Here is a 14,472-nt window from a genome sequence, read left to right as displayed (position 1 = left end):
TGGAAAGTACCCTAGAACTAGCTTGGCTCCAGTTCAAGAGAGGCATGTGGGCGGGATTCGGTGTACTCGCCCTCGGGCCCGGTCGCCGGACGCGTCCCGTCGACTCTGTGGGCCGGTCACGACCGGCCCACCCCCTGACAGCTGCCAGGCCTTCAACGGCTGCGGCTCGAAGGGCCATCGGCCCCATCGCGAACGACGCGCACCCTCGCGGAGCGCACCAGCCATCGGCAGGACCCTGGCAATCCCCCGCGCGCCCCAGAGGGAGAGTGGACATGCCCGACGACCGTTCCTTCCAAGCCATGAATCCGCCCGACGAGCCCCGCACCGAGCCTCCTGCCGAGTCCACCCGGCGAAGATTCATCGCCGCGACCGCCGCTGCCGGAGGAGCCGCCATGGCCGGCGGCCTGGCCGCGGGACAACCCGCGCTCGCCGCCGAGTCGGTGCCCGGCAGCCGTGCCTCCACGGCGGTGGCCGGCTCGAAGGACCATCGGAACGCCAAAAAGGAGAAAAAGATGCGCATCGTGGCCGTGGAAGAGGCGTTCTCCATTCCCGGAGTCATCCGGCAGGAGGGAGCGATCCGTCAGCGCATGGAGGTGCCGGAGGCGATCAAGCAGGAGTGGTTCCGTCGCCTGGACGATCTGACCGACCTGCGCCTGGCGGACATGGATGCCAACGGCGTCGATGTCCAGGTCCTCTCGTATTCCACGCCGGGCCTGGAAGTGATCGAGGACCCGGCGGAGGCGGTGGCCGTCGCGCGGCGGGTCAACGACCATCTGGCCAAGGCGGTCGCCGCACATCCGCAACGGTTCGCTGGCTTCGCGGTCCTTCCGCTGCAGGACCCGAAGGCCGCGGTCGTGGAGCTGCGCCGGGCGGTGGAGGAACTCGGGCTCAAGGGCGTGCTGTACAACGACCATGTGCGGGGGCACTACCTGGACGAGCCGCAGTTCAGGCCGGTATGGGCCGAACTGGAGCGCCTCGGCGTGACGCTGTATCTGCATCCGGCTGTTGTCCCGGCCGACAACTGGCGCGTCTTCGACGGGTACCCCGTGCTGGTCGGGCCGTCCTGGGGCTGGACCGCGACGACGGGTGCCCATGCGCTCCGGTTGATCTACGGCGGAGTGTTCGACCAGTTCCCGCGCGCGTCGGTGATGCTGGGGCACATGGGCGAGCTGCTGCCGTTCCAGATGGCCCGGCTCGACAGCCGCTACGACCAGGTGCCCGCCGAGCACCGGGTGCGCCACCTGCCCTCGTACTACCTGCGGAACAACGTGTACGTCACCACCAGTGGAGTCATGTCCCATGCCGCGCTGCTGGGAGCCGTCCATGCCGTCGGTGTCGACCGGGTGTTGTTCTCCATCGACTACCCGTTTGAGTCCAGCGCCGAAGCGGTGGGGTTCCTGCGTTCCGCACCGTACGCGCCGGCCGACCTCGCGAGCATCGCGCACGGCAACGCCGAGCGCGTTCTGGGGCTGTGAGCAGAGATCGTGTGACATTCCTCGAAGACCGCTACGGCGCGCGCCACCCCGGCGGGTCGAGGTGGCGTGCGCCGCTGCCGTTCACAGGGCCTGACCGATGTCCCGTGCGGTCGAGAGGAGAGGCTGGGACAGTTCAGCGAGCCGTGCGCGGGTGCAGCGGACGGACGGGGCCGCCACGACCACGGCGGCCACCGCGGCGCCGGTGCGGTCGCGCACACACGCGCCGACGGCGTGCACTCCGCGCTCGCTCTCCTGAAAATTGAGGGCGTAGCCGTGGCGGCGCACGGACACCAGCTCGTTCATCAGGCTCTCGAAGTCCTTAGGAACTTTGGCCTGGTCCTCGGGGAGTCCGTTGGGGTAGAGGGCCCGGAGCCGGTCCGCCGGCAGTGCCGCGAGCAGGGCCTTGCCGCCCGAGGTCACGTGCGCGGGCAGGAGTGTGCCGGTGCGGTAACTGACGCGCAGCGCCTGGGAGCCCTCCACGCCGTCCAGGAAGCGGCTGCCGTTGCCCTCGAGCACCATCAGGTGGGTCGTCTCCCGGACGGCGTCCGCCAGCCGTTGCAGATGGGGGTGGGCGATGGTGATCAGGTCCGGGGGAGGGGCCGCCTGACTTCCCCTGATCGCCTGCAGAGCCGGACCCGGCCGGTACACCTTGTGCCGGTCCTGCACGGCGAATCGCTCGAAGACGAGCATCGCGAGGACCCGGTGAGCGGTCGAGCGCGCGACGCCGAGCCGGTCGGCGACGTCCATCACCCGCAACTCGTCGAGCTCGTGCAGCAGCCGGACGACGCGCAGGGCGTTGCCGGCGGCGCTCACCGGATACGAGGGGCCGGGCGAATGATCGGCTGAATTCTCCATAGAGGAATCGTACCCATCAAGGATTCCTGTCAGGGGAAACGGCACGTAGCGTCGGGGACAGCGCGATGAGCCGCGCTTCTTCCGGCGGTCGCCGAACACACGACCTGGAGGTTTCCGTGACCGACACCACCAGCGAACAGACCGAGCGCAAGCTGCTCGACGAGCTGTACGCGGATTTCGAGGACGCGGGTCTGATCCCGCTGTGGACGCAGGTGGACGGCCTGATGCCGATGTCGCCGCAGTCTGCCGCGGTGCCGCACCTGTGGCGGTGGGCGGAGCTGCTGCCCATCGCGGAGCGCTCCGGAGAGCTCGTGCCGGTGGGCCGTGGCGGCGAGCGCCGCGCCATGGCCCTGTCCAACCCCGGCCTTCCGGGCCTTCCTTACGCCACGCCGACCCTGTGGACCGCGATCCAGTACCTGGGGCCGCGCGAGGTCGCTCCCTCGCACCGGCACAGCCAGGGCGCCTTCCGGTTCATCGTCGAAGGCGAGGGCGTGTGGACCAACGTCGACGGGGACGCGGTGGCGATGCGGCGGGGTGACCTGCTGCTCACGCCGAGCTGGGCCTTCCACGAGCACCAGAACGTCACCGACCGGCCGATGGCCTGGCTCGACGGTCTCGACATCCCGCTCGTCTCCAAGCTGGACGCCGGCTTCTTCGAGTTCGGCCCCGACGAGCTCTCCACCCGCGAGACCCCCGAGCGCTCGCGCGGCGAGCGACTGTGGGGCCACCCCGGGCTGCGCCCGATCGGCCGGCCCGACCAGCCCAACTCCCCGCTGAACGCGTACCGCTGGGAGCACACCGACGCCGCCCTGACCGCTCAGCTGGAGTTGGAGCAGGAGGGCGTACCCGGCGTGCTCGAGCCCGGGCACGCCGGAGTCCGTTTCTCGAACCCCACCACCGGCAGGGACGCCCTGGTCACGATGCGCACCGAGATGCGCCGACTGCGGGCCGGCACCCGGACCACCCCGGTGCGCACGGTCGGCTCCGCGGTCTGGCAGGTGTTCGAGGGTGAGGCGGTCGCCCAGGTCGGCGACAAGGTTTTTGAGATCGCCAAGGGCGACCTGTTCGTCGTCCCGTCCTGGTGCGAGGTCTCGCTGTCCGCCCGCACCGAGGTCGACCTGTTCCGTTTCAGCGACGAGCCCGTCTACGAGGCCCTCGGTCTCGCCCGCACCTTTCGAGGAGAACACAAGTGAAGCTCGCCACCATCCGGGTCAACGGCACCACGCGCGCTGTCCGCGTCGACGAGGACAAGGCCGTTGACCTCGGCGAGAGCGACCTGGTGGCCTTCCTGCGCCACGGCGACTGGGCGACCCGTGCCGCGGACGCCGACGGTGACGCGTACGAAGGCGCCCTGGACTACGCCCCCGTGGTCGTCGCGCCGGAGAAGGTCGTGTGCGTCGGCCTCAACTACCGCACCCACATACTGGAGATGGGCCGCGAACTCCCTTCGCACCCCACGCTCTTCTCGAAGTTCGCGCGGGCGCTGGTCGGCGCCTACGACGACGTGACCCTGCCCGCCGCGTCCACGCAGATGGACTGGGAGGCCGAACTCGGCGTCGTCATCGGGGCCGAGGTCCGCCGCGCCGACCCGGAGCAGGCGCGAGCCGCGATCGCCGGGTACACCGTGCTCAACGACGTCACCGCCCGCGACTGGCAGTACCGCACCACCCAGTGGGACCAGGGCAAGACCTTCGAGGCCACCACCCCCATCGGACCGTGGCTGGTGACCGTCGACGACCCCGCGGTCTCCGCCCAGGGCCTGAGCCTGACCTGTGAAGTCGACGGCGACACGGTCCAGAAGGCCGACACCGGTGACCTCGTCTTCGACCCGGCCACCCTGGTCGCGTACCTGTCCGAGATCGTCACCCTCGTGCCCGGCGACGTGATCGCCACCGGAACCCCGGGCGGGGTCGGCCACGCCCGCAAGCCCGCCCGCTATCTGCAGGACGGTTCACTCCTCGTCACCCGGATCGAGGGAATCGGCGAGACTCGCAACACCTGCCGCCGGGAGACACGGTGAGCGCGGGCCCGGCCATGGTGCTGGAGCAGGCGGCCAAGGGCACGGCGGCCTTCGAAGCCGCCGTGCACCGGCTGACCGACCCTGGATTCACCAAGCCCTCGTACCTGCCGGGCTGGAGCCGGGCCCACGTGGTCGCCCACGTCGCCCGCAATGCCGACGCACTCGTCAACCTGCTGACCTGGGCGCGGACAGGGGTTGAGACGCCCATGTACGCAAGTGGCGACCAGCGTGCGCGTGAGATAGAGGAGAACGCCCGGCGGCCGGCCGAGGAGTTGCGTGCCGATCTGCTCGCGGCCGACAGTCGTCTCGCTGGGGAACTCGCCGCGCTGCCCGACGAGTGCTGGGGGGCGACTGTGCGCACGGCGCGAGGGCGTGAGGTGCCCGCATCCCAGGTGCCCTGGATGCGGGTGCGCGAGGTATGGGTCCACGCCGTCGACCTGGACATGGACACCAGCTTCGACGATGTCCCGCCCGACGTGTGCGCGGCCCTCGTCGACGACGTGGCCACGTCTTTCCAGGGTCGACCGGACTGCCCCTCCGTCCGGCTGAGGTCCGAGGAGGGCGCCCACACCTGGCTTCTGGGCGACTCGGGCGGCGCCGAGCCGGTCGTGGTCAGTGGTGATCTGCCCGGCCTGGCCGCCTACGTGACCGGGCGCCCCGTGCCCAGTCCCCTGTACCCGACCGGCGGGGGATCCCTGCCGAAGCTGCCCGCGTGGCTGTGAGCACGAAGGAAAGACGATGAAAGTTGCCTGCATCGGCGCAGGTCCCGGCGGATTGTTCTTCGCCACGCTGCTGAAGCGGAGCCGGCCCGGCGCCGAGGTCGTGGTCTTCGAACGCAACCGTCCCGACGACACGTTCGGCTTCGGAGTGGTCTTCTCCGACGCCACGCTCGACGCCATCGACGCCGCCGACCCCGTCCTCAGCGAGGCGCTGGAGAAGCACGGCAGGCACTGGGACGACATCGAGGTCCGGGTGCACGGAGCCCGGGAGCGCGTGGGCGGTATGGGCATGGCGGCCGTGGTCCGCAAGACGCTGCTGAGCCTGTTGCAGGAACGGGCCCGCGCCGAGGGCGTGCAGATGCGCTTCCAGCACGAGGTTCGCGATCCCGCCGAACTGGACGACTTCGACCTCGTCGTGGTGTGCGACGGCGCCAACAGCCGCTTTCGCACCCTGTTCGGCGACGATTTCGGACCGACCGCCGAGGTGGCGAGCGCGAAGTTCATCTGGTTCGGCACCTCCTACATGTTCGACGGGCTCACCTTTGTCCACCAGGACGGCCCCCACGGTGTCTTCGCCGTCCACGCCTATCCGATCAGCGACTCGCTCAGCACCTTCATAGTCGAGACCGACGCGGACTCCTGGGCCAGGGCCGGACTTGACGCCTTCGATCCGTCGACCCCGCCGGGCCTGAGCGACGAGAAGACCAAGGCATACCTGGAGGACCTGTTCCGCGAGCAGATCGACGGGCACCCGCTGGTCGGCAACAACTCCCGCTGGGCCAACTTCGCCACGCGCAGGGCAAGTTCGTGGCGGCGGGGCAATTGGGTGCTGCTGGGCGACGCGGCGCACACCGCGCACTTCTCCGTCGGGTCCGGTACCAAGATGGCCATGGAGGACGCGGTAGCACTCGCCGAGGCCCTGGGACAGGCGCCGCACAGCATGCCGGAGGCACTCGACCTCTACGAGGACCGCCGCCGACCCAAGGTCGAGAAGATCCAGAACTCGGCGCGACCCAGCCTGTCGTGGTGGGAGCACTTCGGCCGCTACGTCCGTACGCTCGACGATCCGACACAGTTCGCCTTCCACTTCCTCACCCGCAGCATCCCGCGCGGCAAGATCGCCGTGCGCGACGCCATGTACGTGGACCGCGTCGACGGATGGTGGCGGCACCGCCACGAGGCGGAGCCTCTGAAGACGCCTTTCCGTACCGGGCCGTACCGCCTTCCCTCGCGCCGGGTGACGGTCGGCGACGACCTCCTGACCGGGACCGACGGCACCGGCATCCCGATGGTCCCCTTCAGCGATCAGTCGTTCGGGGCCGGCGTGTGGATTGACGCTCCGGCAACGGAGGAGGGGCTGCCGCTCGCCTTTGACCAGGTGCGTGAGACGGCAGAGGCGGGCGCCTTGCTCGTCGGTGTGCGGGGCGGTACGTCGCTGACCCGCGTGCTGGTCGCGGAGGAGGCCCGGCTCGCACACAGCCTGCCCTCCGCCATCGTCGGCGCGTACGACGACGACACCGCGACCACGCTCGTGCTTTCCGGCCGGGCCGACCTCGTTGGAGGCACCAAGTGAGCTCCCTGGACGCGCTGTTCGCACCCCGAGCCATTGCTTTGCTGGGCGCATCGGCCACGCCCGGGAAGCTCGGCGCGGCAATGACCGACTCCCTGGCTTCCTTCCCAGGGCCGGTGTTGAAAGTCAACTCCGGCCGCCCGGACCTCGATCGGGGCTTCTTCCCGACCATCGGCGAGGCTGCCGCAGCCCACGGCATCACACCCGAGTTGGTTGTCTCCTGCATTCCGGCGGCCGCCACTCCCGACGCCCTGCGCGAGGCGGCAGCTGTCGGTGCCCGCGCAGCACTCGTCTGCGCCGGCGGGTTCGCCGAAGCCGGGGGCAGCGGAGTGCTGCACCAACAGGCGTTGGCCGAGGTGGTGCGGGACACCGGTATCCGTCTCCTCGGGCCGAACACCTCAGGATTCCTCGCCCCCCACCGACGGCTCACGGCTAGTTTCGTCCCGGGCGCGCCCGACCTGGATCCGGGGCCGGTGGCGGTTGTGGCCGCGAGCGGCGGCGTCAACCACGCGCTGGCGTTCGCCCTGGCCGAGGCCGGCGTCGGCCTGCGCCTCGGCGTGGGGCTGGGCAACAGCCTGGACGTCACCCAGGCCGACGTGCTCGACCACCTCGCCCTGGACGACGGCGTACGGGCCGTCGCCCTGCACGTGGAGACGGCTGCGGAAGGGCGCCGCCTCACCGAGGCGGTGCGCCGTCTGACCGACCGGGTTCCCGTCGTGGCCCTGGTCGTGGGCCGCAGCGACATCGGCGACTTCGCCCGCTCCCACACCGGCGCCCTGGCCACCTCCTGGCGCGTGACCAGGACGGCCCTGCGTCAGGCCGGAGCCGTCCTCGTCGATGACGAACGCGACCTCGTCGACGCCGTCACCGCGCTCAGCCGCGTACGACTCCCCGCGCATCCCCGGGCAGGCGTCGGCCTGGTCACCGCCCAGGCCGGACCCGGTCTGCTGCTCACCGACGACCTGCGCTCCCACGGAGTGCAGGTTCCCCCGCTGGTCGAACGCACGGTGAAGGAGTTGCGTGAGCTGCTCCCCGCCCTCACCTACCAGAACAACCCCGTCGACACCGGTCGGCCCTCGCCCACGATCACGCAGATCGTGGAGCGGGTCTCGGAGGACCCCGGTATCGACGTCACCGCCGTGTACGGGCTGCTGGAACCCACCACCGTGGACCTCCCGGCCGCGCTGAACGCCGCCCGTACCGCCACTCCGCTCGTCGCGATCGTCGGCGGACCCGTGGAGCAGGCGCGGCACACCCGCCGGGAACTCGGCCTGGCCGGCATCCCCTGCGCGGCCACGCCGGCCTCCGGATCGGCCATGGTGCGCGCGCTGGTCGAGGACGCGGCGGCCCGCGCCCGCCTGGAGGCCGCCGATGCTCCCGCCCCCGGTGCACTCACCCTTCCCCCGTCGGGTCCTGTCGACGAGCACACCGCCAAGGCAGTCCTCGCGGGCCTGGGTATCCGTACGCCGGAACGGCGTGAGTGCGCCGACCCCGCCGCCGCCCACGCGGCTCTCGACGAGCTCGGCGGACCGTTCGTCGTGAAAATCCTCGACGCGGAGGTGCTCCACAAGACGGAGGTCGGTGGCGTCCAGGTCGGCGTCCGCACCCATGAGGAGCTCGACGACGCCCTCGCCCGGATGCCCGCGAGTCCCGCTCTGCTGGTCGAGCAGATGGCCCCGGCGGGTCCCGAACTCATCGTCGGCGTACGCCGCGACCCGGTTTTCGGGCCCGTGCTCGCGCTGGGCGCGGGCGGAACAGCCGCCGAGATTCTCGGCGACGTCTCCCTGCGCCTCGCCCCCCTGTCCGCGCACGAGGCCGACTCGATGCTCGACGAGCTCGCCACCCGCGAGATGTTCCTCGGCGCGCGCGGCGCCGCCCCGGTCGATCGCGCCCGGCTCACCCAGGTGCTCCTCGCCCTCTCCTCGCTCGCCGCCGAGAAGGCCGTGGCCGAGTGCGAGATCAACCCCCTGCGAGTCCTGCCCGACGGCGACCTCGTCGCGCTCGACGCCGTACTGCTCCTGCGTGACCCAAGGGATCAAGGAGGATCCGACGATGCGTGAGGGATTCGTACCCTGGCCCAAGGAAGCGGCAGACCGCTACCGCGAGGCCGGATACTGGCGCGGCAGGCCACTCGGGTCGTACCTCCACGAATGGGCGGAGACCTACGGCGACGCGGTGGCCGTCGTGGACGGCGACACGCGCCTCACATACCGCCAACTCGTCGACCGAGCAGACGGGTTGGCGTGCCGCCTCCTGGACTCCGGCCTCGAACCCGGTGACGCGATGCTCGTCCAGCTGCCCAACGGCTGGGAGTTCGTCACCCTCACCCTGGCCTGTCTGCGGGCCGGGATCGCCCCCGTCATGGCACTGCCCGCGCACCGCGGTCACGAACTCCGCTACCTGGCCGCCCATGCCCAGGTGACGTCGATCGCCGTACCGGACCGACTCGGTGACTTCGACCACCAGGCTCTGGGGCTGGAGGTCGCCGAAGCCACGCCGAGCGTCCGTCACCTGTTCGTCGCGGGCGGCACGGTGGGCGCCGAGGCCACGGATCTGCGCGCGCTGGCCGAGCCGGCCGACGACCCGGCCGCCGCACGGACCCGACTCGACGGGATCGCTCCGGACAGCGGTGACATCGCCGTCTTCCTGCTCTCCGGCGGGACGACAGGACTGCCGAAGCTCATCACCCGCACCCACGACGACTACGAGTACAACGCCCGCCGCAGCGCCGAGGTCTGCGGCCTCGACTCCGACACCGTCTACCTGGTGTCACTGCCCGCCGGACACAACTTCCCCCTCGCCTGCCCCGGCATCCTGGGCACCCTCATGAACGGTGGCCGGGTGGTCCTGGCGCGCACCCCGGACCCCGACAGAGTGCTGCCGCTGATGTCCGCCGAGGGTGTGACGGTCACCGCCGCCGTGCCGGCCGTCGTCCAGCGCTGGATCGACGCGGTGGCCTCCGGCCGCCACCCCGCCCCGCCCGCGCTACGGCTGCTACAGGTCGGTGGCGCCCGCCTCGCCCCGGAGGTCGCCCGCCGCGCCGAACCCGTACTCGGCGGCACGCTCCAGCAGGTGTTCGGCATGGCAGAGGGGCTGCTGAACTACACGCGCCCCGACGACCCCGACGACATCAAGATCGAGACGCAGGGGCGCCCCATGTGCCCGGACGACGAGATCCTCGTCGTCGACGCCTCCGACAACCCCGTACCTCCCGGAAGCATGGGCGCCCTCCTCACCCGCGGCCCCTACACACCACGCGGTTACTACCGGGCCGACGAGCACAACGCCCGCGCGTTCACCCCCGACGGCTGGTACCGCACCGGTGACGTCGTCCGGGTGCACCCGTCGGGCAACCTCGTCGTCGAGGGACGTGACAAGGACCTGATCAACCGGGGAGGGGAGAAGATCTCCGCCGAGGAGGTCGAGAACCTCATCTACCGCCTGCCCGGTGTCGCCCGCGTCGCGGCCGTCGCAAAGGCCGACCCCGACCTGGGGGAGCGGGTGTGCGCGGTCGTGGTCGTCGAACCGGGGACGGACCTGAGCCTCGAATCGGTCCGTGCGGCCCTTACCGCCATGCAGGTGGCCCGCTACAAACTGCCCGAAGACCTGCTGGTCATGGACGAACTGCCACTGACGAAGGTCGGAAAGATCGACAAGAAGCGGCTGCGGGATGTCGTCCGCGGCAAGGCAGACTCCGTCGAGGCGGTGTGACGGCGTTCGCGGCGCAGAGGGCGGGCCGATGACGTCGCGGTGACGCTCCCGCCTCCCCGGAGGGAGCCAAACGCCGGCTTTCCGGCGGTACTTGGGGAAACAGCTCCAGGTACCGCCAGATCGGCTCGGTCGTCATTCCCCTTCGCAGACGCCCTCGACAGCGAACTTCTGGTACAGGTGCGGGTAGGCGACGGTGCCGGCAGGGTAGCCCCCCAGGTGCGAGGCGAACTCCGGCGTGCCGAGTGCCGCACGGAGGTGCTCGGTGGATTTCCAGACCGCGACGTTGGTGAAGAGCCGGCTGCCGCCGATACCCCGGTACAGCTGCACGGAGAGGAGACTCCCCGACTTCTTCATGTACTCCGCGTCGCCCGTCCAGGCGGCCACCACCTCGTCCTCCTTGCCTTCCGGGGCGACAAAGGTGTTGATGATGGTGACCGGGCCGGCCTTCTCCTTCTGCTGGTCGTGGAAGTGGGTGGACTCGTCGAGGTGGCCGAAGCTGAGCATGAGTTCTCCAAGGAATCGCGGGGGAGTGGGTCTACGAACCCACAGAGATGGAAGTGATCCGGGGCCGGGAGGCGGCCCAGTTCGCTGTTGGCGAGTCGTGATCGATGGGCGGTCCGGGGGAGGGGCTACGCCGGTGTCCGCCGCGTGGCCCCTCTACTGGTGTGCGTTCAGGCGTGGTGCTTGTCGAGGAAGTCGGTGATGAGCTGCAGCCACTCCTCGGTCCGCTCCAGCATCGGCAGGTGGCCGGTGGCTATGTCCGCAAGCTGGGCGCCGGGGATCGTCTCGGCGATCCGGCGGTGCAGGCCGGTGGAGACGAGCCGGTCGTCGGTGGTCGAGACGACCAGGGTGGGGACCGTGATGCCGGGGAGGTCGTCCCGGACGTCGACGTGGCCGACGAGGTCGGTCTGCTCGGAGCTGCCGTCGGCGATGGAGGCGGCGGTGTAGCCGAGGGTCTGCTGGAGTTGCTCGGCCGGCATCGACTCAAGTGCCTGGGTGCCGAGGGCCATCATGAGCAGGAATTCGGCGAGCAGCTCGCGGTCGCCGGACGCGGCGATCTTGCTCTGGATCGAAGAGGCGAGAGCGAGCCGGTTGTCGCGGTGCGGGAAGGCGGCGGTCAGGACGAGTGCGCTGACGCGCTCCGGGTGGCGGGCGGCGGCTCGGATGGCGACCGGGCCGCCGAGGGAGTAGCCGGACACGGCGAAGCGGTCGAGGCCCTCCGCGTCGGCGGCGGCGACGAGCTGGTCGGCGAGGTCGTCGACGGACAGCGCGGTAGTGGAGCGGGGGGTGTCGCCGCTGCCGGGGTAGTCGATGCCGACGACGGTGTGGCGGGCGGCGAGGGCTTCCAGAACGGGGCCGTAGGTGCCGGCCAGGCTGCTGCCGGCGCCGTGGGCGAGGAGCAGGCCAGGGCCGGAACCGAGGCGAGTGCGGGCGAACGTGGGTGCGATCAGGTTGCGAGATGACATGGCCGTCTGCCTTTCGAATGCGTCGACACGCAAGAATCATCCAGTGCGTGTGATTACTTCCTCAGGTCTATCACACAGGGCGTATGATTTGGGCGTGTGACGTCAATCACACGCGCCGTATGATGTGCCGGTAGGGTGGCGGCATGAAGCAGCCCCTCCACCGCCGTCAGCCGACCCCGGGCAACCCGCGCGTGCAGCGCACCCGTAACCGTGTGCTGGCTGTCGCGCGGGAACTGCTGCCTCAGGTCGGACCGGCCGGGCTGACCTACGCCCTGCTGGCCGAGCGGTCAGGCGTCACCCGCCAGACCCTCTACCGGCACTGGCCCACCAGGGCCGCGCTGCTCTTCGACCTCGTCCTCGAAGGCCCCGACCTCGGCACCTACCCCGAACCGGGCAGCGACGTGCGTGAGGTGGCCACCGCCTGGCTGAAGAGCCTGCGCGCCGGCGTCAGCGTGCCGGCCGTGCGAGCCGCGGCCCTGGCCGTCACCGCCCAGGCCGACCACGACCCCGACAGTGCTCGGGCGCTCGTCCGCATCGGCGAAGACCGCTACACCGGCTTCAACAAGCTGCTGGAGCCTTCGGGCATCCAGATCAGCGATGACGAGTTCACCCTCCTGTACGGGCCCGTCCTCGCCCGCCTCTTCCTCGACCGCGGCCAGGTCACCGACGCCTTCATCGACGCCGTCGTGACCCAATGGCTCACCACGCTGCAGCCTGCCGACACAGGACTCCCGGTAGTAGTCACCGAAAGCTCCTGACGGAGGGGAACAACCGCGTCAGGCAGCTGACGGGGAATCCTGACAACCTGTCATCGCCCCCCTTGGCCGGCCGGGCCGGTGTGGTCGACCACCGACCTGACCGACGCCCCGCAACCGGTACGAAGCTCTCGAAGGCACGGTCGCGAGTGCGGCGATCGGCTTCATGGAGGCTTCATGTGCTGAGTGGTACGTGCTTTATGAGGCGGCTGTTGTCTGGCGGTCATGCACGTACTCCTCGTCCCGCCGGTGGACAAGGTTGATCACTCTGCTGTGCGGCGGGATCGACCGGTGGGCGGCGACTGGCCCGGCCGGGAGAGCGACTTGGCCGCTACGGCTCCTCGATCGGCCGGGACCGTGCGCACGCCCACCCGAGGAGAGAGCGGACTCCATTCCGGTGGGGAGCATCGCCGTCCTGTGCAGGCACTGCCCGGACCGGGCGACGGGGCCGTGACGCACGCACGTACATGCGACCTGACTCGCGTACAGAATGAAGAGGGGAACGGGACATGAACCTGCGACGGAACATCTCGCGTCGAAGGATGATCGAAGGGGCATCGGCCGCGGCGCTTGTCGGGGCGGCGGCGGCCGCGATGCCGGCGGCCATGGCAACGGGGGAGGCGGCCCCGTCCGGGCAGGGGCTGCCGAAGGGCAACTGGCGTATCGATACCCACGCGCACTACTCGCCCGACGTGTACAACGACTACCTGAAGCGCTACGGCCTCCTCGGCGCCATCACCGGGGCGTACGGTCCGTGGTCGGTCGATCGGCACGTGGCCTTCATGGACCAGTACCGGATCCAGGCCAGCGTCCTGTCGTTCGGCGACCTCCAGGTCACCGTCGGCCCGGTCGACGACCGGCGCGCCACCGCCCGCGCGGTCAACGACTACGCACGCGACCTCGTGCAGACCCGTGGTGACCGGTTCGGGATCTTCGCGGTCACCCCGATGCCCGACATCGAGGGCTCGGTGGCCGAGGTGGACCGCGCGCTCGGCGAACTGGATCTCGACGGCATCTGCCTGCTCACCAACTACAAAGGCACCTACCTGGGGGATCCTTCGTTCGCACCGCTGTACGAGATCCTCAACGACCGAGGTGCCTACGTCTACGTCCACCCGACGGGTCCGGAGGTGAACCCGGCCCCGAAGCTCTGCTTCGGCCCCGACATCCCGGCCGGGAACAACGTCTTCGAGTACACGTTCGACGCGACCCGTGCGATGACGAGCCTGATCTACAACGGTGTCCTGCGGGACTACCCGAACATCCGCTGGCACTTCACGCACAGCGGCGGGGCACTGCCTTTCCTGGCCTACCGGCTCGCGACCCGGCACTCGGCGTTCCCGCCGTTCAACGAGGTGCTGCCGGAAGGCCCTCTCAAGTACATCAAGCGGATGTTCTTCGACGACGCACAGGCGTTCACCGCCGCGCAGTTGGAGCCGCTGTCGTCCCTTGTCCCCGCCGACCACATCATGTTCGGCAGCGACTGGCCGGCGACCCGCCACCTCTACGCGGCCGACAACGCCGAGACGATGCCCTTCCTCAAGGGCAGCCTGCCGAATCTCAAGGCAGGCGACCCCGAACCGACCGTCGACGAGATCTACAGCCGTCGCGAGCGGATGGCTCTCGAGCGGACCAACGCCCTTGAGCAGTTCCCGAAGTTGAAGGCGCGTATACGCCGCTCAGGCTCTCACTGAACCGCGACCGTACGCCGGCCCGGCCTGCCGCCCGATGCCCCGCCAAGGGGCGCGGGCGTGGAGGGGCTCTGCGCAGAGGCGACGGCGCCGCCACACCTCGTCCACTCCGGCCGCACCGGCTACCGCGTCCGCCCGGTGCCGTTGGCGCCCTTGCTGACCCCCGTCGAGCTGCTCGGCAGCGCGGCGCTCCCTGGGCGAGGTCGGCCC

Annotated in this window: 12 protein-coding genes; 9 read left to right on the top strand and 3 right to left on the bottom strand. The window is 70.3% G+C overall.

Annotation, left to right across the window (positions count from 1 at the left end; translation table 11 throughout):
- Positions 1-272 precede the first annotated feature (272 nt).
- Positions 273-1,475, top strand: a complete 1,203-nt coding sequence (locus tag ACFYRY_RS06345; RefSeq protein ID WP_389140620.1) for an amidohydrolase family protein — start codon at positions 273-275, stop codon at positions 1,473-1,475.
- A gap of 81 nt (positions 1,476-1,556) precedes the next feature.
- On the opposite strand, the gene ACFYRY_RS06340 is transcribed toward ACFYRY_RS06345, so the two are convergent.
- Entirely contained in the window at positions 1,557-2,330 is a 774-nt protein-coding gene (locus tag ACFYRY_RS06340) for an IclR family transcriptional regulator (RefSeq protein WP_389140618.1), read from the bottom strand.
- Between the two features lie 65 nt (positions 2,331-2,395).
- Between ACFYRY_RS06340 and ACFYRY_RS06335 the strand changes: the two genes are divergently transcribed.
- Genes ACFYRY_RS06335 through ACFYRY_RS06310 form a run of 6 tightly spaced genes read left to right on the top strand, consistent with a single transcriptional unit; the run spans position 2,396 to position 10,350 of the window.
- The gene (locus ACFYRY_RS06335; protein ID WP_389140616.1) at positions 2,396-3,523 is read left to right on the top strand and encodes a cupin domain-containing protein; all 1,128 of its coding nucleotides are present in this window, start codon (positions 2,396-2,398) and stop codon (positions 3,521-3,523) included.
- The gene (locus ACFYRY_RS06330) at positions 3,520-4,350 is read left to right on the top strand and encodes a fumarylacetoacetate hydrolase family protein (protein ID WP_389140614.1); all 831 of its coding nucleotides are present in this window, start codon (positions 3,520-3,522) and stop codon (positions 4,348-4,350) included. Before ACFYRY_RS06335 ends, ACFYRY_RS06330 begins: the two co-directional genes overlap by 4 nt.
- Complete coding sequence (locus ACFYRY_RS06325) at positions 4,347-5,072, top strand: maleylpyruvate isomerase family mycothiol-dependent enzyme (RefSeq protein WP_389140612.1); 726 nt, start codon at positions 4,347-4,349, stop codon at positions 5,070-5,072. Before ACFYRY_RS06330 ends, ACFYRY_RS06325 begins: the two co-directional genes overlap by 4 nt.
- Before the next feature lie 16 nt (positions 5,073-5,088).
- Positions 5,089-6,642, top strand: a complete 1,554-nt coding sequence (locus ACFYRY_RS06320) for an FAD-dependent monooxygenase (RefSeq protein WP_389140610.1) — start codon at positions 5,089-5,091, stop codon at positions 6,640-6,642.
- On the top strand, positions 6,639-8,699 hold the full coding sequence (locus ACFYRY_RS06315) for an acetate--CoA ligase family protein (RefSeq protein ID WP_389140608.1): 2,061 nt from the start codon (positions 6,639-6,641) through the stop codon (positions 8,697-8,699). Before ACFYRY_RS06320 ends, ACFYRY_RS06315 begins: the two co-directional genes overlap by 4 nt.
- Positions 8,692-10,350 (top strand): (2,3-dihydroxybenzoyl)adenylate synthase, encoded by a 1,659-nt coding sequence (locus ACFYRY_RS06310; protein WP_389140606.1) that lies wholly within the window; start codon positions 8,692-8,694, stop codon positions 10,348-10,350. Before ACFYRY_RS06315 ends, ACFYRY_RS06310 begins: the two co-directional genes overlap by 8 nt.
- 132 nt (positions 10,351-10,482) lie before the next feature.
- Here ACFYRY_RS06310 and ACFYRY_RS06305 read toward each other — a convergent pair whose 3' ends face one another.
- Complete coding sequence (locus ACFYRY_RS06305) at positions 10,483-10,854, bottom strand: antibiotic biosynthesis monooxygenase family protein (RefSeq protein ID WP_389140604.1); 372 nt, start codon at positions 10,852-10,854, stop codon at positions 10,483-10,485.
- Between the two features lie 167 nt (positions 10,855-11,021).
- Entirely contained in the window at positions 11,022-11,816 is a 795-nt protein-coding gene (locus ACFYRY_RS06300) for an alpha/beta fold hydrolase (protein WP_389140602.1), read from the bottom strand.
- A 143-nt stretch (positions 11,817-11,959) separates the two neighbouring features.
- On the opposite strand from ACFYRY_RS06300, the gene ACFYRY_RS06295 reads away from it, so the two are divergent.
- Positions 11,960-12,574, top strand: coding sequence for a TetR/AcrR family transcriptional regulator (locus tag ACFYRY_RS06295; RefSeq protein ID WP_389140600.1), 615 nt, complete (start codon positions 11,960-11,962; stop codon positions 12,572-12,574).
- Between the two features lie 506 nt (positions 12,575-13,080).
- A complete protein-coding gene (locus ACFYRY_RS06290; RefSeq protein ID WP_389140598.1) occupies positions 13,081-14,265 on the top strand; it encodes an amidohydrolase family protein in 1,185 nt (394 codons plus the stop codon).
- The last annotated feature ends 207 nt before the right edge of the window (positions 14,266-14,472 follow it).

Origin of the sequence: Streptomyces sp. NPDC005263 (assembly GCF_042872365.1) — a bacterium.
GTDB lineage: Bacteria > Actinomycetota > Actinomycetes > Streptomycetales > Streptomycetaceae > Streptomyces.
Note: the sequence above shows the minus strand (reverse complement) of the source record. Positions and strands in the feature narration are given on the sequence as shown.

What these genes read in the sequence shown, in the direction of transcription:
- ACFYRY_RS06345 (WP_389140620.1), top strand. Translation starts at nt 273, where the DNA reads ATGCCCGACGACCGTTCCTTCCAAGCCATGAATCCGCCCGACGAGCCC.
- ACFYRY_RS06340 (WP_389140618.1), bottom strand. Translation starts at nt 2,330, where the DNA reads ATGGAGAATTCAGCCGATCATTCGCCCGGCCCCTCGTATCCGGTGAGC.
- ACFYRY_RS06335 (WP_389140616.1), top strand. Translation starts at nt 2,396, where the DNA reads ATGAGCCGCGCTTCTTCCGGCGGTCGCCGAACACACGACCTGGAGGTT.
- ACFYRY_RS06320 (WP_389140610.1), top strand. Translation starts at nt 5,089, where the DNA reads ATGAAAGTTGCCTGCATCGGCGCAGGTCCCGGCGGATTGTTCTTCGCC.
- ACFYRY_RS06310 (WP_389140606.1), top strand. Translation starts at nt 8,692, where the DNA reads ATGCGTGAGGGATTCGTACCCTGGCCCAAGGAAGCGGCAGACCGCTAC.
- ACFYRY_RS06305 (WP_389140604.1), bottom strand. Translation starts at nt 10,854, where the DNA reads ATGCTCAGCTTCGGCCACCTCGACGAGTCCACCCACTTCCACGACCAG.
- ACFYRY_RS06300 (WP_389140602.1), bottom strand. Translation starts at nt 11,816, where the DNA reads ATGTCATCTCGCAACCTGATCGCACCCACGTTCGCCCGCACTCGCCTC.
- ACFYRY_RS06295 (WP_389140600.1), top strand. Translation starts at nt 11,960, where the DNA reads ATGAAGCAGCCCCTCCACCGCCGTCAGCCGACCCCGGGCAACCCGCGC.
- ACFYRY_RS06290 (WP_389140598.1), top strand. Translation starts at nt 13,081, where the DNA reads ATGAACCTGCGACGGAACATCTCGCGTCGAAGGATGATCGAAGGGGCA.